The sequence below is a fragment of the Acinetobacter sp. RW6 genome (assembly GCF_041956835.1).
GTDB lineage: Bacteria > Pseudomonadota > Gammaproteobacteria > Pseudomonadales > Moraxellaceae > Acinetobacter > Acinetobacter calcoaceticus.
Window position 1 is genome coordinate 3,576,520 of sequence record NZ_CP167121.1, and the last position, 22,646, is coordinate 3,599,165.

General features: G+C 39.7%; 22 protein-coding genes. 9 read left to right on the top strand and 13 right to left on the bottom strand.

What is annotated here, in order from left to right:
* Nucleotides 1-53: 53 nt before the first annotated feature.
* Complete coding sequence (locus tag ACB088_RS16905; RefSeq protein ID WP_375037517.1) at nucleotides 54-1,397, bottom strand: hypothetical protein; 1,344 nt, start codon at nucleotides 1,395-1,397, stop codon at nucleotides 54-56.
* Nucleotides 1,398-1,607: 210 nt separating this feature from the next.
* Here ACB088_RS16905 and ACB088_RS16910 point away from each other — a divergent pair, with 210 nt between their 5' ends.
* Nucleotides 1,608-2,189 (top strand): YqiA/YcfP family alpha/beta fold hydrolase, encoded by a 582-nt coding sequence (locus ACB088_RS16910; protein WP_375037518.1) that lies wholly within the window; start codon nucleotides 1,608-1,610, stop codon nucleotides 2,187-2,189.
* Between the two features lie 14 nt (nucleotides 2,190-2,203).
* A complete protein-coding gene (gene parE / locus ACB088_RS16915) occupies nucleotides 2,204-4,087 on the top strand; it encodes a DNA topoisomerase IV subunit B (RefSeq protein ID WP_375037519.1) in 1,884 nt (627 codons plus the stop codon).
* Nucleotides 4,088-4,207: 120 nt separating this feature from the next.
* Here parE and ACB088_RS16920 read toward each other — a convergent pair whose 3' ends face one another.
* On the bottom strand, nucleotides 4,208-4,711 hold the full coding sequence (locus ACB088_RS16920) for an ureidoglycolate lyase (RefSeq protein WP_375037520.1): 504 nt from the start codon (nucleotides 4,709-4,711) through the stop codon (nucleotides 4,208-4,210).
* Nucleotides 4,708-5,718 carry an allantoicase gene (gene alc / locus ACB088_RS16925; protein WP_375037521.1) on the bottom strand — a complete coding sequence of 337 codons (1,011 nt, stop codon included), beginning with the start codon at nucleotides 5,716-5,718 and terminating at the stop codon, nucleotides 4,708-4,710. Before alc ends, ACB088_RS16920 begins: the two co-directional genes overlap by 4 nt.
* Nucleotides 5,719-5,917: 199 nt before the next feature.
* Here alc and hpxO point away from each other — a divergent pair, with 199 nt between their 5' ends.
* Nucleotides 5,918-7,075 (top strand): FAD-dependent urate hydroxylase HpxO, encoded by a 1,158-nt coding sequence (hpxO, locus tag ACB088_RS16930; protein WP_199989243.1) that lies wholly within the window; start codon nucleotides 5,918-5,920, stop codon nucleotides 7,073-7,075.
* A gap of 52 nt (nucleotides 7,076-7,127) precedes the next feature.
* On the opposite strand, the gene ACB088_RS16935 is transcribed toward hpxO, so the two are convergent.
* The 5 genes from ACB088_RS16935 to puuE form a co-directional block, all read right to left on the bottom strand.
* Nucleotides 7,128-7,853: an outer membrane protein OmpK gene (locus tag ACB088_RS16935; protein ID WP_199989244.1), complete on the bottom strand. Its 726-nt coding sequence runs from the start codon at nucleotides 7,851-7,853 to the stop codon at nucleotides 7,128-7,130.
* Nucleotides 7,854-7,974: 121 nt separating this feature from the next.
* Entirely contained in the window at nucleotides 7,975-9,342 is a 1,368-nt protein-coding gene (locus ACB088_RS16940) for a nucleobase:cation symporter-2 family protein (protein WP_375037522.1), read from the bottom strand.
* A 24-nt stretch (nucleotides 9,343-9,366) separates the two neighbouring features.
* Nucleotides 9,367-9,690 carry a hydroxyisourate hydrolase gene (gene uraH / locus ACB088_RS16945; protein ID WP_199989246.1) on the bottom strand — a complete coding sequence of 108 codons (324 nt, stop codon included), beginning with the start codon at nucleotides 9,688-9,690 and terminating at the stop codon, nucleotides 9,367-9,369.
* Entirely contained in the window at nucleotides 9,687-10,190 is a 504-nt protein-coding gene (gene uraD / locus ACB088_RS16950; protein WP_375038818.1) for a 2-oxo-4-hydroxy-4-carboxy-5-ureidoimidazoline decarboxylase, read from the bottom strand. Before uraD ends, uraH begins: the two co-directional genes overlap by 4 nt.
* Before the next feature lie 99 nt (nucleotides 10,191-10,289).
* Nucleotides 10,290-11,255 carry an allantoinase PuuE gene (puuE, locus tag ACB088_RS16955; protein ID WP_375037523.1) on the bottom strand — a complete coding sequence of 322 codons (966 nt, stop codon included), beginning with the start codon at nucleotides 11,253-11,255 and terminating at the stop codon, nucleotides 10,290-10,292.
* A gap of 252 nt (nucleotides 11,256-11,507) precedes the next feature.
* On the opposite strand from puuE, the gene ACB088_RS16960 reads away from it, so the two are divergent.
* The 4 genes from ACB088_RS16960 (at nucleotide 11,508) to dsbD (ending at nucleotide 15,182) form a co-directional block, all read left to right on the top strand.
* Complete coding sequence (locus tag ACB088_RS16960; RefSeq protein ID WP_004640014.1) at nucleotides 11,508-11,858, top strand: HPF/RaiA family ribosome-associated protein; 351 nt, start codon at nucleotides 11,508-11,510, stop codon at nucleotides 11,856-11,858.
* 153 nt (nucleotides 11,859-12,011) lie between these two features.
* Nucleotides 12,012-12,557: an ankyrin repeat domain-containing protein gene (locus ACB088_RS16965; RefSeq protein ID WP_375037524.1), complete on the top strand. Its 546-nt coding sequence runs from the start codon at nucleotides 12,012-12,014 to the stop codon at nucleotides 12,555-12,557.
* A 12-nt stretch (nucleotides 12,558-12,569) separates the two neighbouring features.
* Nucleotides 12,570-13,337 carry a transporter gene (locus ACB088_RS16970; protein WP_311084390.1) on the top strand — a complete coding sequence of 256 codons (768 nt, stop codon included), beginning with the start codon at nucleotides 12,570-12,572 and terminating at the stop codon, nucleotides 13,335-13,337.
* Between the two features lie 18 nt (nucleotides 13,338-13,355).
* Nucleotides 13,356-15,182: a protein-disulfide reductase DsbD gene (dsbD, locus tag ACB088_RS16975; RefSeq protein ID WP_375037525.1), complete on the top strand. Its 1,827-nt coding sequence runs from the start codon at nucleotides 13,356-13,358 to the stop codon at nucleotides 15,180-15,182.
* Here dsbD and ACB088_RS16980 read toward each other — a convergent pair.
* Together ACB088_RS16980 and ACB088_RS16985 are read right to left on the bottom strand one after the other, a co-directional pair.
* Nucleotides 15,177-16,370 (bottom strand): GGDEF domain-containing protein, encoded by a 1,194-nt coding sequence (locus ACB088_RS16980; RefSeq protein ID WP_375037526.1) that lies wholly within the window; start codon nucleotides 16,368-16,370, stop codon nucleotides 15,177-15,179. The genes dsbD and ACB088_RS16980 overlap by 6 nt on opposite strands.
* Nucleotides 16,371-16,544: 174 nt before the next feature.
* Nucleotides 16,545-17,456, bottom strand: a complete 912-nt coding sequence (locus ACB088_RS16985; protein ID WP_375037527.1) for an alpha/beta hydrolase — start codon at nucleotides 17,454-17,456, stop codon at nucleotides 16,545-16,547.
* A gap of 151 nt (nucleotides 17,457-17,607) precedes the next feature.
* On the opposite strand from ACB088_RS16985, the gene ACB088_RS16990 reads away from it, so the two are divergent.
* The gene (locus ACB088_RS16990; RefSeq protein WP_003654111.1) at nucleotides 17,608-18,045 is read left to right on the top strand and encodes a DUF2147 domain-containing protein; all 438 of its coding nucleotides are present in this window, start codon (nucleotides 17,608-17,610) and stop codon (nucleotides 18,043-18,045) included.
* A gap of 38 nt (nucleotides 18,046-18,083) precedes the next feature.
* Here ACB088_RS16990 and ACB088_RS16995 read toward each other — a convergent pair whose 3' ends face one another.
* Entirely contained in the window at nucleotides 18,084-18,434 is a 351-nt protein-coding gene (locus tag ACB088_RS16995) for an arsenate reductase (RefSeq protein WP_375037528.1), read from the bottom strand.
* 454 nt (nucleotides 18,435-18,888) lie between these two features.
* Nucleotides 18,889-19,713 (bottom strand): exodeoxyribonuclease III, encoded by an 825-nt coding sequence (locus ACB088_RS17000; RefSeq protein ID WP_375037529.1) that lies wholly within the window; start codon nucleotides 19,711-19,713, stop codon nucleotides 18,889-18,891.
* 38 nt (nucleotides 19,714-19,751) lie between these two features.
* On the opposite strand from ACB088_RS17000, the gene pyrE reads away from it, so the two are divergent.
* Nucleotides 19,752-20,402: an orotate phosphoribosyltransferase gene (gene pyrE, locus ACB088_RS17005; protein ID WP_004639998.1), complete on the top strand. Its 651-nt coding sequence runs from the start codon at nucleotides 19,752-19,754 to the stop codon at nucleotides 20,400-20,402.
* A 50-nt stretch (nucleotides 20,403-20,452) separates the two neighbouring features.
* On the opposite strand, the gene ACB088_RS17010 is transcribed toward pyrE, so the two are convergent.
* A complete protein-coding gene (locus tag ACB088_RS17010) occupies nucleotides 20,453-22,645 on the bottom strand; it encodes a TonB-dependent receptor (RefSeq protein ID WP_375037530.1) in 2,193 nt (730 codons plus the stop codon).
* Nucleotide 22,646 lies beyond the last annotated feature (1 nt).

Consider the following 22,646-nt stretch of genomic DNA (forward strand, 5'->3'; position numbering starts at 1 on the left):
TTTTTAAAATATTTCAGACTCTATAAAAAGCCCAACTTAAGTTGGGCTTTTTTTTACGTCTCTACAATTCCTTCTAAATCTTCAAGCGTATAGTTCGGCATATCAATAATATGGGTTTGAATACCTTCTTGCACATAATCATTAACGTTAGGATATAACCAGCGCGTAATCTGTTCCGCGACACTCGAGTGATACTGAATTTCAAAGTGATTTAAACCATAAAACACGGCTTTATGTGAGTCTGGAACTTTAAGCTGAAAACGTGGATTAGGATGTTCACCCAGCGCGCTTTTTACACTCACCAAGTAGTCACCAATCACAGTCAGCGCTTTATTGCGTACTTTTTCAAACTCGAGTGTTCCTGCCACTAAAAAAGTATTGATATGGGAAGGAAGTGGGGCCGGAGCACGGTTATCATCCATCATACCAATTCGGGCATCCATATATTCCCAATCATCATCACGAACACTACCGTGGCGTAAGTCTAAAATACCGTTACTGCGAATATTAACCAGTTGACCAAGTAAGCCTACAAAAGGGAACGCGCCAAGTTTATCTTGTATGGTAAAACCAAAGCGCTCCAAGACGGCACCATGATGTGGGGAACCAATACACACCAGATTCTCGACTATATGAATCCATTGGTACATATTTTGTTTGCCATAAAATAATGCACTGCGAGAAACCAGCCCACCCATACTGTGGCCAATCACATCAATGCTGGTAATTCTTGGATTATTTTTTACGAGATCTTCTAATAAGTTTGAGAAGCTGCGACCATTGGCCGAAATACGTCGACCTGTATTGTAATTTAAATATAGCATGGTGTTATGGTCACGCTGAGCTAACAGACGTTCCCCAATACCACCATAATGGGCATTTGACCAAGTCAGATGATTCATACACAAACCATGAACCATAATTACAATACGGCCTGCAAGCTCACCTTGCTGTATAGCTCCGTAGTGATCGTATAGCACTATCGGTAGGGCAAGTGGACTATGTTGTTTAAGTAGGTAATCCCCAAAAACACCATTCAAAATTCCCACCAAAAAATGTAGGCTTGGGGTGAGTGGTTTTTCGTGAAGTGTTGGATATTTTTCAATAATGCGACGCAAACCGGGTGCTAAAAAATAACGACCATATTTTTGTAAAGCGCCATAAGAAAATTGATATGCCTTTTGCACAAATGGTCGTTTTTGAAAGTTTTTAGCGTTTTGTGTGCTAATACCAAAAGCATTTTTTAAGACTTCAATATTAATAACTTGTATTAATTCATGTACACCATTTAAGCTGGTGCTGAACAGTTGAGCTAAACCTTCGAGTACATCTGCCTGACTAGGTGGCGTACGATCCCATTTACAATAAGTTTCATGTAGTGGTGTTAAGCTCGGCATATCTTTTCCCCATATACGTTATAACCGACGTTTTAAGCTGTACTTTTTATCAACGGCAGTAAACGTTTCCATCTTAGTAGTTTAAATAACACATTTTTTTAAAATACTGATGAATGGTTAGTTGAGTGGTTTTTCTTGTCTAACAATTGTGCTTTTCTATACAAACTGAGAACAAAATTGTGAAATTTGTCTCAATTTAGAGGGAAATATATGAATATTATCTACCTCCATGGTTTTAATAGTAGCTCTCTTTCGATTAAAGGATTGAGCTTAAGGCAGTATTGTAGCGAATTAGGGATTAATGTGCATTTGCCAAACCTCAATAAATCTCCAGATCAGGTGGTTGAGCAAGTTTCAGAGCTTATTGAAAGTCTGGATAATGTTGCACTTGTAGGTAGTAGTTTAGGTGGTTTTTTTGCGACATACTTTGTCGCGAAATATAATATTCCGGCTGTACTGATTAATCCGGCTATGCAACCATGGAAGTTGTTTGATGAGTTGTTTCAAGTTGAAAGCATGCCCTATGTGGTGAATGATCAATGGTCGATTGACCATGTTCAGCTACGCCAGTTGCAGCAACTGGAACTGAAACAGCCTGAAAATGCCGACAAAATACTCGTCTTGTTGCAACAAGGCGATGAAATTTTGGATTATCGTCAAGCACAACGCTATTATAGTGCTGCAACGCCATCCTCATTGATTTTGACGGATGCTCATGGCAATCATGCTATGGAAGATTTTGAAGAAAAATTACCGTTAGTGATCGAATTCTTTGCGCACACCATCAAATAAGGAAAACGTACAACGTGACACAATATACGGCTCAATCGCTTGAAGTCCTTTCCGGTTTAGACCCTGTTCGTCGTCGTCCAGGGATGTATACCGATACGACTCGACCTAACCATTTAGCTCAGGAAGTTATTGATAATGCTGTTGATGAAGCATTAGCGGGTCATGCCGACAAAATATGTGTCATGGTTTATAAAGATGGTTCATTGTCTGTTGAAGATAATGGCCGTGGTATGCCGGTCGATATTCACCCTGAATATGGTCAATCTGGTATCGAAATCATTCTGACCAAGCTCCATGCTGGCGGTAAATTCAGTACCGATAACTACCAGTTTTCTGGTGGTTTACATGGTGTGGGAATTTCAGTTGTAAACGCTTTATCAACACGTGTTGAGGTCGAAGTACAACGTCAGGGCAACCTTTACCAAATGGCATTTGAGCAAGGGGAGCCTGTTGCACCTTTAGCTGTGCTAGAGGGTAAGGCACCAAAACGAGCGACAGGTACAACGGTACATTTTTGGCCTGAAACTAAATATTTTGATAGTCCGAAATTTGCTTTAAAAGCCCTTAAACATAATTTAAAAGCCAAAGCTGTTTTAGCCGCAGGCTTAAAAATTATTTATATTGATCAAATTAACGATGAAAAGATTGAATGGCAATTTGAAAATGGCCTCGTCGATTATTTGATGGATGAATTGCAAGATCGTGAAATCTTGCCAAATCCGGCTTTTGTAAGTAGTGGACAAGCTGATCGTGCGGCGTGTGAATTTGCAATTTGTTGGAATGTAGAAGGCGGCGAGCAGGTTCAAGAAAGTTATGTGAACCTGATTCCAACTGCACAAGGCGGAACTCATGTGAACGGTTTACGTTCAGGGGTAACAGAAGCATTACGTGAGTTCTGTGAGCTGCGTAACTTATTGCCACGTAACCTCAAACTATCAGCAGAAGATGTCTGGGATGGCGTGAACTATATTTTGTCACTCAAGTTCCAAGAACCACAATTTTCAGGGCAAACCAAAGAGCGTCTTTCTAGTCGAGAGGCATCTAATATTGTTTTAAATATTGCTAAAGATGCTTTTTCACTTTGGCTCAATCAACATGCTGAAATTGCCATGCAACTGGCAGAAATGGCGATTTCTAAAGCGGGTCGTCGTTTAAAAGCAGCGAAAAAGGTCGAGCGTAAAAAGATTGTTTCAGGGCCTGCATTGCCAGGTAAATTGGCTGACTGTGTTGGGCAAACGCGTGAAGACACTGAGCTATTTATTGTCGAGGGTGACTCGGCAGGTGGTAGTGCTAAGCAAGCGCGAGATAAAAACTTTCAGGCCATCATGCCAATTCGTGGAAAAATTTTAAATACGTGGGAAGTTTCTTCAGATGAAGTTTTGGCTTCTCAAGAAGTTCACGATATTGCGATCGCAATTGGGGTAGACCCAGGTAGCGATGATTTATCCGAGCTACGTTATGGCAAAGTTTGTATTTTGGCCGATGCGGACTCAGATGGTTTACACATTGCCACATTGCTATGTGCGCTATTCGTTAAACACTTTCCGACATTGGTTGAAGAAGGCCATTTGTTTGTCGCAATGCCACCATTGTTCCGTATCGACATTGGCAAAGATGTCTACTATGCCTTAGATGATGATGAGCTTGAAGTCATCTTGAAAAATGTGAAAGGCAATCGTAATCCGCAAATTACCCGATTCAAAGGATTGGGTGAAATGAATGCGATTCAGCTACGTGAAACGACTATGGATCCAAATACTCGTCGTTTAGTGCAGCTCGACCTTGATGATGCTCATTTTACAGCAGGTTTACTCGATAAATTACTTGCCAAAAAGCGTTCAGCGGATCGTAAGCAGTGGCTTGAGCAGAAAGGTAATCTCGCCGATATCACCGTTTAAAATAGAATTAAAAAAATCCCCGCTTAATAGGCGGGGATTTTTATGTAAACCTAGATTATTAGAAATCACCACAACGATTGCTGCCATTAAACTAGAATAGACAGATCTGTATATTTTATTTTAGACCGTAATTTTTATAGCGTGTGGAAATTGAAAAACATCACAATTCGCTCCGCCTCCAATTCGATCTACGACTGCAAAATCACTCGGTGCTTCAAAGGTAAGCAAAGGATGATGCCATGTACCTGCCCGATAATTTATACTTTGCTTTCCATTTGAAACAAATGCACATAACTTTGAAATATCGGGGGTATTCTCGTCCAAAGAAGGTGCCACAATAATTAAAAACTTTTGTTGTTGTAAGGGAATAAATGCCTGAGAGCCTTTCGGATGACGCTCTAGCATCGAAATTTCTAAAGGTAAAACGCTGGTCTTAATATTACGAAAAATACTAATTCCTGCTTTTGCTTCACCTTCAATTTCTGTTTCAACGAGCGCGTGGTAGCGCTCGGTGTGCGCATCATTTATATGAAAAAAGTTATGCCCGTCACAACAAATAACTTCTCCGAAGGGATGAAAGTTCTCAATGGTTAAGGGCTGAATATGGACATTATTCATGATCATGACTTGGCAATTTTCCCCCATAAACGGACACGGCTAATGCCACCATCTGGAATCATGTTGATACGAATATGCGAGATTTTTTCATGTTGTAAAATCTCATTCACATATTCATGAATATGATCCATTTGCATAGGTTGGGCTTCAAGTAAGTAAGACCAAAACATACTCTGTGGAATCAATTGTGCATCGGTTGCATTTTCAAGGTAAACCGCTTGAATAGATACTTGGGCAGGGAAATTACCTTTAAAGTGAGCTGTATCAATTTCAAGCTTATCAATTTTCCCGCCTTTACCCAGAGCAAGAATACACCAATCATAACCCGGTGCTCGGCGGCGTTTGGTTTCCCATCCATCACCCATGTTGACGCCACGACCGGGATTAATCAAATTGCGCGGATGTCCAAAATGGGCATCACTATAGGCAACTACGCGGCCACCATTTTCGAGGGCTAATAAATCGAGTGTTTGCTCGTTATCAGTCACCTGAATATGAACATCCCCATAAACACGTAAACGGGCAATACCACCATCTGGGAAAATATTGAGGCGTATATGGGTGAAAAGTGCATCATTATTGACCATAAAAATATGATGCTGGCTTGGGCCGAGTTCAGTATTTCCTAAAATACTTTCCCATTTTGCCCCTGTTAGGTCCCCATTTGGTGCATAACAAGCTTCTAATGATGCAGAAGCGGGATAATTTCCTGTAAAAAAGCTGGTATCGATATCAAGCGCACTGATTTTTCCACTTACACCTAGTTTTACAATGCACCAGTCATAGCCCGCATGACGCTTACGACGCGTTTCCCAACCGTCCATCCATTTGCCGTTATCATCGAATTTATCTTCAACAAAAATAGGTGCATCAAATTGCAGCATACGCTTTGCTTCTGCAAAGAAATCATCTGAACACTCAATGACTTGTGCACCAATTCGGGAATCTGCCAAATTGGTTTTCATATTCAAAATTTCAGGAAGTTCAAAAGCTGGAGCGTGCAATGTTGCCATAATGGAGTATCCGTATTTCTTGTTAAAAACATGATTTTTCATTTAAAACTGCCCTAACACTGAGCGTGCTAAGACGAGTTTTATACTTAAATATATAAGCATGGTGCATGCCAGTTTTGTGGAAAAGCTAAATAAATTTTGAACGATGGCATGTTTTTAGCATAAGCACCCTATAGGTGAATATCTATAGGAGAGTGTTATGAATGTGGTGATTATTGGTGCGGGAATGGGAGGTTTAACCACAGGCATTGCATTAAAGAAATTTGGTCATCAAGTTCGCATTTTTGAGCAAACTGAAAAAATTCTTCCTGTTGGTGCTGCAATTTCGCTGTGGTCAAATGGTGTGAAATGTCTGAACTATCTGGGATTAACAGAGAAAATCGCCAAACTTGGTGGACAAATGGACGATTTGGCTTATGTAGATGGTTTAACTGGAGATGTGATGACACAATTCAGTTTACTGCCATTAATTGAAGAAGTAGGGCAAAGACCTTATCCGGTTGCCCGTGCAGATTTACAAAATATGCTGATGGATGAGTTTGGTCGAGATCAAATTTATTTAGGCAAAAAAATGGTCAGCCTTGAAGATAAGGCTGATTATGTTGAAGTGCATTTTGCTGATGGTAGCTCTACACAAGCCGATTTAGTAATTGGAGCTGACGGTACCCACTCACTTACACGGGCCTATGTGTTGGGCCAGCAAGTACAGCGCCGTTATGCGGGTTATGTGAATTGGAATGGTTTGGTTGAAATATCTGAAGATTTAGCTCCAGCACAGCAATGGACAACTTATGTGGGCGAAGGTAAGCGTGCTTCTCTGATGCCGGTTGCGGATGGCAAATTCTATTTCTTTTTAGATGTGCCTTTACCAGTAGGTTTAGAAAATAATCGAGATGAATATAAAAAACTTTTAAAACAATATTTTGCTGATTGGTGTTTACCAGTACAGCAGCTCATTGAACGTTTAGACCCGCAAAAGACCAATCGGGTAGAAATACATGATATTGAGCCGTTTACCCAGTTTTATAAAGGTCGCGTGGTGATTTTAGGTGATGCTGCGCACAGCACCACACCTGATATTGGACAAGGTGGCTGCCAAGCCATGGAAGATGCGATTTATTTAGCGCGTTCTTTGCAAATTAATACTTTAGGTGTCGAAGACGCTTTACGTCGCTATCAAAACAAGCGCAACGAACGTGCAAATGAGATGGTACTTCGTGCGCGCAAACGCTGCGATGTGACCCATATGAAAGATGAAAGCGTTACACAAGCGTGGTATGCAGAATTACGCCGTGAACAAGGTGGACATATTATGCAGGGGATTATTAGTAATATTGTGGGTAATCCACTCGATTAAAACAAAAACAGCAAGGAATTCTCCTTGCTGTTTTATCTTCTAAATCATGTTCTTAGAAGTGGTATTTAACCAATGCACTGACGTTGTTTTCGTCTCGGCCTTGCAGACCAAATTTGTTATTCCACACTGAGTGCTCAATACCTAGGTATAGACGTGTGTCTGGAGAAATGTGTTTACCTACATTCCATTTCCATTGGGTGGTCCAGTTCAACTCGCTGGCATGGTCGCCTTCAGCAGTTGACCAGTCAAGGAAACCGTCTACCAAGAAATCTTCAGAGCCTAATTTTAATGGAATACCATAAACGAATGTCATTTGGTAATCGTCGTCAGTGTTCTCATTATTTGCACGGTAGAAGTTTAAATTCGCATATTGGAAATATGGGATATTTAAATCGACAGCAAAACCATAAAGGAAATTATCGAAGTTGTTGCCGTCTTCACTATTGCCTTCCCAAGTGGTACTAATTAACACATCTTTGATTGGGCCATACGCCAGTTTTTTACCTGATATTTCACCTAAGCTTAAACGTGGTGATAACTCGAAGTAAGTACTCTTGTGGTCATTTTCACCACGCATACGGTCCATAAAGAAAAATACATCAGCGTATTTAACTTTCGCTGCATATTCCAAAGTAAGGGTGGTTTCTTTGTCATCTACAACTTCATAGTTTTCACCATAAAGTCCAGTCACGCTAAAATCTTGCCAGATTGGTTTTGCCTGAACCATGGCAGTTGCAGATAACAAGGCACAAGTCGCCGCAAGTTGCTTTAATTGCATTTAAATGATCTCCCCCCAAATAAAGCACGCTAAGGATACAGTGTCTTAAGCAAAAATGAAGCCAAATTTGATCAACGGTTAAAAAAAGGCCCACCGAAGTGGGGCGCTAAAAACTAAATCTTTAATGTGTATTTCTGGTATTTATTGTTTGGCTTAAATGAGGGGTACGCGAGCTGCGAAATGTAGGTAAATGATTAAATAACAAATTCAACAAGATAGCAAAGATACAAGTTGAACTAATGCCAGAATGGAACAAAGTTTGTACCCAAACTGGGAAATGAGCATAAAACTCATGGTTAATAATTGGAATCATACCTGCCGATAAAGCGGTCGCGACAATAATTAAATTTTTCTGATCGTTATAATCTATTTTTGCCAAAGTGCGAATTCCACTGGCTGCAACTGATCCAAATAAGACCAAACCTGCACCACCAAGTACGGGCATTGGAATCGCGGCAATCAAACGACCCATAATAGGGAGTAGCCCCAAAATAATCAGAATGACACCACCTGCTGCTACTACAAAGCGACTTTTTATACCTGTAATCGCAACCAGTCCAACATTTTGGGCAAAAGCGCTTTGCATGAACGAACCAAAGATAGGCGCAAAAGCACTTGAAAACATATCCGCACGGACACCATTGGCGATACGTTTAGCATCTACTTCAGTTCCTACAATGTCTCCGACAGCAATAATATCGGCTGTGGTTTCCGTCATAATGACTAAAGTCACAATCAACATCGACAAGATTGCGCTTAACTCGAAAGTCGGTAAGCCAAATGCAAATAAGTGTGGAAATTGCAGCCATGCGCCTGAGCTTACCTGACTAAAATCACCAAAACCCATGAAGTAGGCGAGGGCAGTACCAGCAACAATAGCCAATAAAATCGATAAGCGACGAATGCTTGCCTGCGGCAGCATATTTAAAACAATCACAATGCCTAAGGTCAGCAAGGCCAAAGAGATATTTTCTACACTTCCCCAGTCGGGTGCTTTATTGTTACCACCCATCATCCAGCGAATCGCGACAGGTAACAAAGATAAACCAATAATTGTGATGACGCATCCCGTTACAACAGGTGGGAAAAAACGGATAATTTTAGAAAAATAAGGCGCAAGACATAGGCCAATCAGAGATGCGGCAATGACCGCACCGTATACAGCAGGTAAGCCACCGCCTGTGGTGATAATTGCGACCATGGTTGCAACACCTGCAAAAGATACGCCCTGAACTAAAGGTAATTTTGCACCTAGATATTTGGTTCCGATTGTTTGTATGAGTGTTGCCAATCCACCAACAAATAGAGCCGCAGCGATTAACATTCCGACTTGTGCTGAGCTTAATCCAGCCGCTGCTCCAATAATAAGGGGCGGTGCAACAATGCCACCGTACATGGTAAGCACGTGCTGTAACCCGTAAGCAAAACTTTTGGATATTCCTAAATATTCATGCTCTGGAGAAATCGCATTCTTTTGCCGATGATTCATATTTTTCTCCTCGTTATATTTGAGTTAGCTACCGCGATAAGTGGAGTAAGCAAACGGGCTAATCAGTAAGGGAATGTGGTAATGCTGATTAATGTCTTCTATAAAAAATTGAATACAAACACGTGGGAAAAAAGTTTTAATTTGCTGCGATGAAAAATAAGGAGCGATTTCGAACTCAAGTTGATACGCCCCTTCAATTAAGGTTTTTATTCCAAAATCACTCACACGCCCATCTTGGTTCGTGGTTGCTGTAGCAATCAGTTCATGGGTTGCTGCATGAAATAACTTCACTTCTACGTGTGCAGCTGGTTTGCCTAAATTCGTATCTAAAATATGAGTGCTGATCATGCTTGTATTTCCTGAGATAGACGTAATAGAGCAATCGCTGCGAGTTGCTCATGTACAATTATTTTTTCTATAGCTAAGTCATGTTGTAAACGTTCATGTAGCTTTTTTAAAATCTCTTCGCTACTGAGTCCTGCCGCTTTAATTAAAAAAATAAAGCCAAACTTTTGTTCATAATCGAGATTGCCTTGTAGCAGAGCTTGCTGCGTTTTTTCATCTAAAGAAATGCCGGCTTGTTCTTGATTTGAAAAATGTTGCTCTTTTGCATTGAGTTGCTTTTTTGCCTGCCGTTCACCAATTTTTGGGTGAGTTGCTAATGCTGCTTCTATCTCTTGCCATGACCACATTTGACTTAAATTTTCTGCATATTCCAAAAGAGATGCTTTTGTTGAATAGGGGCATTCTGAGATGATTTTTTCGGCCCATGTTGGAATTTGGACACAGTTTTTTAACAAAGTCTTGAGTTGTTCGGGTGGGGCTTGATTAAACTCGGCTAAAAACACTGTTATTCCTAAACTCATTGTTGTGGTATAGAGTTTTAGCAATAACAGTGCCAATAGCTGTTAATCAACAGTTTAAGAATTTAAAAATTTAAAAATCAATTATTCAGTTATGTGATTTTTATACCAATGTTCAGCAATATCCTGACGACGGCATACCCAGACACGATCGTGCATTTGAATATAGTCGAGAAATTTCTGTAATGCTTTGAAACGGCCCGGATGCCCTAAAATACGGCAATGCATTCCAATTGACATCATTTTTGGTGCAGTTTCACCTTCCGCATACAGCACATCAAAGCTATCTTTTAAATATTGAAAAAACTGTTCTGAATTATTAAATCCACCTGGTGAACAGAACTTCATGTCGTTACATTCTAAAGTATAAGGAATAATTAAATGGGGTCGGGATGCACCCGCAGCATCGGTAAGTGTGGTCCAAAAAGGCAGGTCATCACCATAATAATCAGAGTCATATTGTATTTGTGGGAACTCTGCAAGTAACTGACGAGTATTGGGGCTGTCACGTCCGGTGTACCAACCTATCACCTTATTTTCAAACAAGTTTTCTAAAACAGATAGGGCCTGTTCAATGTGCTGTTTTTCTACTTCAATATCGGTATCTTGATAGTGAAGCCAGCGGTAGCCATGAGAAACTACATCATAATCAGCTTGCTTAATGGCTTCTACAATATAAGGGTTGCGGGCAAGCGCCATTGCAACTCCAAAAATGGTCATTGGAAGCTTGCGCCGTTCAAACTCACTATGAATGCGCCAAAATCCAGCACGTGAACCATATTCGTACATAGAGTCCATCGACATATGTTTAGCTGGGTAGCTTGCAGCACCAATAATCTCTGATAAAAACTGTTCCGAACCCTCATCGCCGTGCTCAATATGTTTTTCGCCACCTTCTTCATAATTAAGCACAAATTGCACAGCAACCTTGGCATTATTAGGCCATTTAACCTGTGGAGGCTGTCCGTGATAACCGATTAAATCACGTGAATAAGGAGACTTTTGAATTTGCTCAATGAGCTCGGCGCCAGATAGATAAGATTCGGTCACGATTGCTCTCCTTTTGTTCAATTTTTCATAAATATTTAAAAAATCAGCTTGCATATTTTTATAGATGGACTGATATTGAAGATATGAAGATCTTCAAAATAAATTAAAAGCAGTACGTTTAAGTCAGGAGATAACAAACCATTACACCATCAAAATGTACAATTGAAGTCAGTTCATGCATGCTTAAAACATGCCAACATAAAAAAGTTTTGCATAGAAAAGATCCACAGTAAGAAAGAGAGGATGGTATTTATGAATATAGAAATCCGCACAGATAAAAACATCCATAATAGCGAACGTTTAATTACTTATGTACGTGCAGAACTTACTCAAGAATTCCAACGTCATAGCGAACGTATTACGCATTTCTCGGTTCATTTTAGTGATGAAAATGGGGACAAAAGTGGTGACAAAGATATCCACTGTATGATTGAAGCACGTCCTTCAGGTTTGAAACCAGTTGCAGTGCACCATAAAGCAGGAAATATTGATGCTTCAATTCATGGTGCAATTGAAAAATTAAAACGTAGCCTCGAACATACTTTTGAGAAAAAAGAACACCCGAGAGGTGGGCAACCAGAATTCATTGATGATGAAGTTTAATTGAAAACGGTAAAAAGCCCTTCGGGGCTTTTTTTATATCTGATGAAAATAAAACTATTCACAACATTAGGTTTGCATTGCAATGCAATCAACCTCTAAAATCTGGAGAAGAGATTAGGCATAATAGCCCTAATATATTTTTGAGAGATGGTCATGTTAACCACCCAGCAGCAAGCTTTAATTAAAGCCATAGAAGAATTAGAACTCGCGCAAGTGCAAAAATTACTTGCTGAAGGACTTGATCCGAACTTTATTGATCCGGAACAGGGACCACCTGTATCAATTATCTGTGACGGAATTTTTAAATGGTGGGAAAATGTATCGGAAGCTTATGAAGCAGGTACACCATTATCAAAAGAAGAAAAGCAACAAGCGTTACAGGTTTACCTTGAGATTCTCGAAGCTTTGATTCAGGCTAAAGCCAATGTACATCTTTGGGATGCAGAAGAGTTTTACGGTCCGTTATGGGATGCTGCAAGCTCGGCATGTGCACCAGCTGTTCAACGTTTACTCGATGAAAACGTTGATCCAAACTCGCGTGATGAAGAAGGACTCACCATTTTATCTTCAATCAGTCAGTTGTTCTTTGATTGTGAATTTGATGAAATAGATTGGTCAGAATCGCTTGAAGAAGAGCGTGAAACATTAGAATTATTGCGCCGTCATGGGGCTAAAATGACAAAAGAATTAACTACTTGATTGGATATTAAAATGAAAATAGTACAAATTTTAACTTTTGCCCTTACTACTGTTGCTGCAGGAAGTACTTTTGCCGCAGAGTTCTCGTTTGACCGCCCAGGGGCAGGAATGGGGACGGGTATTACTCCTGTAGGCAATTTGGCTTGGGAGCAAGGTTTACCAAGCGTAACCTATACTGAAGCGACTGTTGATGGTGTTAAAGAAAAGACCGTAACCTTAAATCAAGATATGTTGTTCCGTACAGGTTTAGGTCGTGACTTAGAATTACAGTTAGGATGGCAGGGTCCAGCGTGGACTCAGACTAAACGTGCTGGCAAAAAAAATGATACTTCGGGCTTTGGTGACGTAAGCATCGGTTTAAAAAAAGCGATTGATTTAAAAGATGACAGATTGTCTATGGCAGTGTTGGCTGAGGCGATCATTGCAACCGGAAATGATGAATTTACGGCACATGACGACATTTATAGTCTTACCTCTGCAGTAGCTTACCAATATAGTGATTTAGTAGGTACTTCAATTACTATGCGCTATGAAGTGCAAAATAGTGATTGGGCAGTGACAGCAGTACCAACCATTGACTATAAAATCGCAGGTAAGCTCTCAGGTTATTCAGAGTTCATTTACCGTAAAGCTGAAAGCCAAGACTATGAATATGGTCTAGGTACAGGTCTAGTTTATGCGGTAAATAATCGTACCCAGCTTGATGCAAGCATAGGCGTCGATTTAAATGGTCAAGATAAGAGCTACAACGGTGGCTTAGGCGTGTCATTCTTGTTCTAATCGAAGCAATTTAAATTTATGTTAATGAAAAAGCTTATTCATCAGGGAATTCTTTATTTTCTAGCAGTTGCTGTATGTGTGTTTAGCCAGTTGGTTTTTGCACAAGATAAGCTACTGTCACCCGAACAAGCTTTTTCATTTTCGGTTGAATCTTCTGAGCCGCATACTGCGAGTTTATCTTGGCAGATTCAGCCAAATTACTATCTATATCAGCATAAATTTACCGTACAACAAGGTACTCAACCTTTAGCTTTAAAGTTACCTAAAGCTATTGCTCAATTTGATGAAAATTATGGGCAAAGTCAGGTTTACTACCATCAAGTTAATTTCCAAATTAAGACTAAGCCTTCAGAGCACTATAGTGTGACTTGGCAGGGCTGTGCCAAAGACCGTATTTGTTACCCGCCGCAAACCATTGAGTTTCAAACCGATGCAGATGGCTTAGTCGGTGTGCAGAACCAAGCAGGAACAGCGCCAAAACGATTGTTGGATTTAGCAAATACGCAACCAGATACCTTTTCAGATTCAGAATCTTTAGAAAAAGAGCAGAGTACACAGACGGCTGTTGATACAACTACACCACAAATTGCACAAGATCAGATCTGGTCAGCGAAGTTAATTGAACACTCACTTTGGTATGGGATTTTATTATTTTTAGGTTTAGGCATGCTGCTCGCATTTACGCCATGTTCTTTACCGATGCTTCCTATTTTAACTTCGTTGATTATTCGAGAGCATAAAGGCTTAAAAGCTTGGGTCATTGCACTTACCTTTGTGTGTAGCATGGCATTGGTTTATGCAGGTTTAGGTTTAATTGCTTCTTCAGCAGGCTTAAATTTCCAACGCTGGCTACAACAGCCTGCTACTTTAATTGCTTTTAGTTTGCTGTTTATTGTATTTGCGCTGAATCTATTTGGCTTGTTTGAGCTTCGTTTGCCGCAAACATGGTTAAACCGACTTGATCGCATTCAGTCTATGCAACAAGGCGGCACTTTGATTGGTGCTGGCGTCATGGGTGTGGTTTCTGCACTCTTGGTGGGTCCTTGTATGACTGCACCACTCGCTGGAACTTTATTATTTATTTCTCAAACACAAAACCAATGGCAAGGAGCTTTGCTTCTGTTTTGTCTGGGATTTGGGATGGGGATTCCTTTATTGCTTGCGAGCATATTAGGTGCAAAATTTTTACCTAAAGCTGGCGACTGGATGCATCAGATTAAAGTGATTTTTGCTTTCCTGATGTTGGGTTTAAGCCTTTACTTTATTCGTCCTTTATTGCCTGATTGGGGTATGCAAGTACTTAGTCTAGCATTAGGACTCGCTTTTATCGCTTATGCTGTTTATCAGTTTTTCTGGAAAAAAGGGCAGCTACAATGGCTCTATGCGATTTTATTGTTAATCGTTACACCTTTTGTAGCTTATAACCAATATCAACATATTCATAATCGAAATTTGCAAAGTTCTGACCATATGGCTGAGTGGCATGTTGCGACTACAGCTACAGATTTTCAAAAGATTTTAGCGGCTGCTCCTACTGATCAGGCTATTGTGGTTGATGTCTATGCAGACTGGTGTGTTGCCTGCCAACCTATTGAACACCGTATTTTAAAAGCACCCGAGGTGCAGTCTGCTCTTGCACCATATTATTTAATTAAGCTTGATTTGAGCCATTATGACCAGTCACATGAAGCTTTACTCAAACAATGGAATATTTTAGGACCGCCAACCTATTTATTCTTAAGCCCAGAGCAAAAAGAAATTCGTTCTTTACGTTTAACTGGTGCATTTAGTCAGCAAGAACTTTTGCAACAACTCGCGAACTTGGCAAAGTTAAAAAAATCATAGTGTATTAATAGCCTCAGTCTGATGAAATGTACGCACCTGATTTCGTCCTGAAGCTTTTACAGAGTAAAGCGCTTGGTCTGCTTGTCTAATTACAAGATAAGGGTCTTGTGCAAAAGCTGAACTGCTTATTCCAAAACTCGCGCTAATATGAATAGGATTATTTTGAGTGCTAAAAACTGGCATTTCTTCTAAAGCATAGCGGCAGCGCTCAGCAATTTTTTCTGCTTGAATAATATCGGTATGGGGAAGTAATAAAATAAACTCCTCTCCACCAAATCGACCAATAATATCTTCACTACGCACGTTGTTTGATAGGCATTGGGCAATTTCAATTAAAACCTGATCGCCTTGATGATGCCCGTAAATATCATTAATTTTTTTAAAGTGATCAATATCAAGAAGTACAACTGCATAATCAAATTGCTGTTGGTGTAGTGACTCTAAATGCGTGTTTAAACTACGTCTATTTAATACATTGGTTAATGGGTCGAGTTGGCTTAGGCGTTGAATATAAGTTTCGCGCTGACGCCATTGGGTGAGTAATATCTCAAATAAAATAAAACAGGCCAATAAAATGGGCATAATAAAAAATGCCATGCTTCCTAACCAAAAGGGGTTAGTTTGAGCACGTTGCATAGCAATAAGATTAAATAATGGTGCATAAGGCAAAGTGCCTCTCATACTTAAATAAGTACATACCGTTAAAATAATGGTCGCAGGTACAAGAGCGCTATAAACAATTTTTCGTTCGAATAATACGAGTCCTACACCAATGGTACCGACATAACCTACCATGGTGGCGGGGCTAATACTGCCAATTAAATATCCATCGTGGCATAGCATGAGCGTAAAAAATTGAACACTAATCAAGGGGATAATGTTTTGTGCCCACTCATGATTTTTGTAGCGATAGCAGGGAATAATCAGTAAGACTAATAAAAATAAGGTAAATAGATTTAACCAGATTTGAGATTCAACTAAAGGTAAATGTGCCCATTGCCAAACACTTGGCGTAATTAAAATATAGCCTTTCCATAAAATCCAACTGAAATTCATTGCAGAGGCAAGTGTAAGCATCAGGGCGCTTTTTTGTAATGGCGTCCAGTTGATGATGTGATTATTGTGGATGAAATCGATTATTACATGTTTTATTTTATGTATGGGATGAGTGATTAAACGATTTTTCATAATATGTAAGGGCTCCTAAATATAGATGCCTCTTTGTTAGACCATCCTAAAATTGGATTGTTTAAATAATTTATATTTTAAACATAACATGATTTTCATTTTATATATGATGACTTTTTATAAAGAAAATGATGTGAAAAGTTTTATTCACTGTTCACATCATTTATAGATAAATTAAGTTTTATCTAATTCATGAGCAAATTCAGCAATATCTGACAATGCTTGTTTAGCCTCATCAAACCATGCGTTAAACATCTGGAAGTTATGCCACATGCCTGTATAAAGTTTAAATTGAACTTTAACACCTGCATCTTCAGCTTTTTCTCTAAAACGCTTGGCATCATCTAACAAGATTTCTTTAGAACCTACCTGAACTAAGGTTGGGGGTAGGCCATGCAGATCATCAAAAATTGGTGAAACACGTGGGTCATCGGCTGCAATCTGATTGCCAATATAATGCTGGATCCCTGTTTGTAGGGCTTCAAGCGAAAGCAGGGCATCATGTTTTTGGTTAAATCTTAATGATTCGCTTGTCAGCGTTAAATCTAAAAAAGGCGACAATAAAATTAGACCACTCGGCATGAGCTCCGGTTGTTCTTTCAAGCGTAAGCAAAGTGCTAATGCTAAATTGGCTCCGCACGAATCACCCGATAAAATAATATCCTTTGGCTGAACACCTTGTACCACTAAAGATTGATAGATGTCATATAGAGCTTCGGTTGCCTCAGGGTGTGGGTGTTCCGGTGCCAGAGGATAATCCACATGAATAACTTGCATTTGGGTGCGGGCGGCCAAATCTGTCATAAAAGCATGGTGTGTTTTTACACTTCCAAGAAAAAAAGCACCGCCGTGAATGTGAAAAATCAGTTGAGTAGCATGATCTTGCGGTTTGATTTCTTCACCTTTAATGCCTGCCAGCCGAATCGGGCGAACAGAGACATTTTTTTGTCGTGGAAAAGCACGACACATTTGGTCTAAAACGGGACGTAAGGCAGTAGCTGGCAAATTTAGCTGACTTGGCTTGCGAATTGTTGTTTTAAGAAAAGTTTCTGTAAAGTAATATTTCCAAACATTTGATATATTCATATAGCATCCATTTTTATGCTAGTTTCTTGTTTTCTTGTAAATTTTATTTTGCAAGATTACAAGGTTACACGAAACAGTCACATTCAAAAATTGCAATATCTTTGCGACTTCTGAATACTAAAATCTTGAAAGACCCAAGGATATTACAAAAATGAAAAAGATTGCTTTAGCTTTAGGACTCATTGGTATGGCTGCATTTGCCAATGCGGCTGATACACTCAATGGAACGGTATGGAAAACAATTGATGATCAGACCAATAAGCCAAAAGCCGTAGTTAAATTTACGGAACAGAAGGATGGAACCTTAACTGCAACCATTCAAAACATTTTGACACCGGGCGAAGAAAACGCTTGTACAAAATGTGAAGGGCCGTATAAAAACAAACCACTTAAAGGTGTCACCATTGTACATAATTTAAAAAATGTAGGTGGCAACAGTTATGAAAACGGTACGATTTTAGATCCTAAATCTGGCAAAACTTACAAATTGAAAGGTGAGTTAACAGATGGCGGTAAGAAGCTTAAATTGCGTGGCTATATCGGTGTTTCTGCACTTGGTCGTAACCAAACATGGATTCGCGCTAACTAAAAGTTTTAATAAAAAACGAGCCAAATGGCTCGTTTTTTTTATGCTTGGATATTTTGATAGGTTGCTTCATCAAAACCGACGATAAAACCTTGAGAGGTTTGTAAAACTGGTCTTTTAATTAAACTTGGTTGAGCAATAAGTGCTTCAATAAGATGGTCTTCACTGCTTAATGCACGTGTTTGTTCTTCTTCTGATAGCTTACGCCAAGTGGTTCCTTTTTTGTTTAGAACCGTGTCTTGCCCAATTTCTTTTAACCAAATTTTTAGGGTATCTGCATCAATCCCTTGTTTTTTATAATCATGAAAATCATAGTTAAGCCCTTTAGCTTGTAAGGCATCAAATGCTTTTTTCATTGAATTACAGTTTTTGATTCCATAAATTTTTAACATTTTATCGGACCATGTCAAAAAGAGAGAGCACACAGCCTAACCCAAAAAGCATTTGAGCACTACTTTATACAGATACTTTTAAAACAAATGAAAAATTATGATTAATCGAAAGAGAAATGTCATGTTATTGTCATAAGACAAGGCGATAATGAGCTTAATAAGAAGAAGTTAAAACTAAAAGAACTTAGCGCAAAAAATAAGAGATTGAAAAGAGAAAACCCGCATTTAATCATCCTGATCATGCGGGTCTCATTTCAACGTCCAATGTCACATCCTTGCAAATAAACTTATCATAAGTTTATTTTATCTTCCTACGGCGTCCTATCCTTTTGCGTCATCCTGACTGCTTCCCTGTGCCGTGGGGCTATAATGCCGTTAAAGCTGTGTAAGAAAAATACTCAAAAACGACATATGCTGTAAGCGAAAACGACAAGGTAAGTGAACAATTGTTCACTTATTCTTGAATTTTATAGTCGATAATAACTGGTGCATGGTCACTAAACCATTGATCTTTAAAGACCCATGCATTGGTTGTGCGTGTTTTCCAGTCTGGTGAGCAGGCTTGATAGTCAATACGCCACCCTACATTTTTTGCACGAGCTTGGCCGCGATTTGACCACCATGAATAAAGTTCTGCTTCTGTGCGAACTACTCGGAATGTATCAACATAACCAAGTTCATCATAAATATGGTCAAGCCAGGCACGTTCATGCGGTAAACAGCCAGATGATTTTTGATTACCCGACCAGTTTTTAATATCAATGCGTTTATGAACAATGTTGTAGTCACCACAAATGATGACCGACTTATTTTCATCACGCCATTGCTTCAAGATTTTTGCGTATTCACCTAAAAATAAATCTTTACGTGCTTGCGCTTCTTCACCACTTGAGCCTGAAGGTAAGTATAATGACGCAATATGTACCGGATGTGACAAACCTAAATCGAATTCGGCAGAAATAAAGCGACCTTGACTGTCAGCCAACTCAAACCCTAAACCATCTTTAACAGAGACAAAGGGTAAGCGGCTATATATGGCAGTTCCTGCGTAACCTGCACGTTCTGCTGGAAAGAGATGGGTATGCCATCCTTCGGGTCTAAATTTTTCAGTCCATTGTTCATGGGTAATGCGGCTTTCCTGCATGCATACGACATCGGCATCTGATTGTTCTAACCATTCAAGTAAGCCTTTCGTCACCGAAGAACGCAAGCCATTTACGTTAATGGAAACGACTCGAAGAATTTTTACATCACTTGGATACTGATCCTTTGGTATCATGCGAAAATTTAACCTCAATTGTGAATTTGGAGCACCTCATGACAACGCCTGTGTCATTTAACCCGCAAGCATTTATCGAACTCGCATTATCACGCGGTGTGCTTAAATTTGGTGAGTTTACTTTAAAATCTGGACGTGTGAGTCCTTATTTTTTTAATGCAGGCCTACTCAACGATGGTGAAGCTTTATCTCTTTTAGCACAAGGCTATGCCGATAAATTAACACAATGCCAAAATGTTGATGTTATTTTTGGACCAGCTTACAAAGGCATTCCGTTTGTAGCAGCGACTGCTGTTGCCTTGTCGCAAGTACATAACAAAAGTGTGCCATGGGGCTTTAACCGTAAAGAAGCAAAAGATCATGGTGAAGGTGGTGTTTTAGTTGGTGCTGCGGTTGAAGGTAAAAAAGTCTGGATTATTGATGACGTAATTACCGCAGGTACAGCAATTCGTGAAGTCGTAACAATTTTGAAAAATGCGGGCGCGACCATTGCAGGTGTTTTAGTTGCGCTAGATCGTCAAGAACGTGGTCAAGGTGAACTTTCTGCAATTCAAGAAGTTCAAAAAGAATTAGAAATTCCTGTGCACGCGCTGATCACCATGAAAGATTTAATGGATTATTTAGATGCGAAAGGCGAAAAAGAAGCGCTAGCAAACATGCAAGCTTATCGCGAAAAATACGGTATCTAAAAAGAAAAAGGCATACCTCTAAATAGGGGTATGCCAGTTTAATATTTTATTTAGAATTGATAATTCAAACGCAATAACACATTACGTGGCGTGCCTGGCATGCTGTCTGAACGCCAGTACTCTTTATTAGTTAAATTATTCACCGCAAGTGTGACATTCCATGGATCTGCACTATAGCCAATCGCCGCATCGACACGGTTAAAGCCTTCCATTTTTACTTGATTATTAATATTTGGGTAATAAGAGCCCACATAGGTCACGCCCACCTCGGTATACCACTGTTCGGTTGGTAAATAGCGAATAAATAAATTACCAGTGTTCTTAGATGTGTTGGCTAAAGAGTTGCCTTCTTGTTCAGGCTTTTGTTTGTCTTCTTTTACTTTCGCATCTGTGTAGCCATAACCACCGCGGACAAAGACATTATCAAGTACGCGACCAATAAAACTAAATTCAACACCACGAGATTGATGCTGACCAGCAGTTGCCCATACCTCTGGTTCACTATCAGGATTCGGTTTATAGCGAATATTATTTTTACGAATATCAAAAACAGAAAATTGAGTATTTAAACGATTATCTAACCATTCGCTTTTTACCCCAACTTCATATTGCTCATTATATTGAGGCTCTTTGTCCATTTTTTCGACATCGGTGCCGCCTGTAACTTGATTAACACCCATTTGCCCGCCAAACGGTGCAAAGCTCTTAGAGTAAGACGTGTAAAAGCTATGTTCAGGAAGCGGTTGCCATACCAAGCCAACATTTGGGCTAACAGTACTGTTTTTTACATTGCGATGTGCATTAGTGAGTTTATTGGTGGTTGAAAAGTCAAAGTAATCATAACGTAAGCCCAACATGAGTTTAAGTTGGTCATTTAGACCAATTAAATCCTGAATGAATACACCATAAGTTGTGCCTTCATTGTAGTTATGCTGACTAATTAAGAGTGGGCCATTGCCACGACTTGATTCTCGTTCACCTGTGAATGGATTGACGTAACCATAAATGGCTGAACCATTTTGAGTCTTATTGGCTAGGCGTGGTTCTCGTTGTTCATAGGTCCAGTCAGTACCTAGCATAATTTGGTGTTCAAGTTGGCCTGTTTTGAACTTACCTTTAATATCAAATGTATTCGTCGTTGTTTTATTGCTGGTTTGTTGCCAGTAGTAAATCTGGTTGATGTAGCCTTTTTTAGTGGTGCATGTTTCACCTTTCAAATTTTTTCCATCTAGCCCACAATAAGTTCCAAAATAAAAGTGGTCAAAGTTCTGTTCTGCTTGTCGGTAACTCGCTGCCCAGTGAAAGTTCCAATCAGGCGCATATTGATAATTCACATCGGTGCGGAGCACCTGCAAAATATCATCAACATAATCTCCGTCTTGGGCAAATCCTGTTTTGATCGAAGTTCCCTCAGGTAAGTTGTCTTGTGTTGGCCCGCGATCAGGTACACGACCTAATTTGTCATACGTATATTGTGTGGTCCAAGTAAGCGTTCCATCATCATTTTTATACGTAAAACTTGGTGAAAACATCTCAATTTTATTTTCAATACCAGAGCGGAAGCTACCTGACTCGCCATATTCTCCCGTAAGGCGTACTGCTAAATTGTCATTAATGACTTGGTTGATGTCAGCAGTGGTTCCATAGTTATCGTATGAGCCTGCATAAGCGCCAACTGAACTTTTAGAGTCGAAATTGGCGAATTTACTCACCATATTCACAACCCCACCACCAGCACTACGACCATATAGAACAGAGGCGGGGCCTTTTAAAATTTCAATACGTTCAATATTGGCAGTACTACGGCGTACTTGACCACTTTCACGTATACCATCACGGTAAATATCGCCTGTATCAGCACCAAAACCACGAATGGTAATGCCATCACCACGCATATCGTAATTGGTAGATACCCCAGGTGTGCCTTGCAGCATAACGCTTAAATCATTTGATCCATAAATTTTATATTTCTGAACATCAATGGTATCAACGGTTTGAGGGATATCTTTTTTGTCTAAGCCATTACGTGTGACATTGGCTTTGTCATAATCGATATAGCTTTTGATTGGGTCGAGTTCACTCATCGCCTCAATTTTTATGGTGGGCATGGTCGCTGCAACTTTCGAGGATGAGTTACTAGAGTCTTCAGCGTATACACCTTGGATATTCAAGATCATTAAACTGAGTAAGCTGAGCGGGAACAAACGCTTAATTTGGGGAGATGATGTAGAAATTCTTAACATA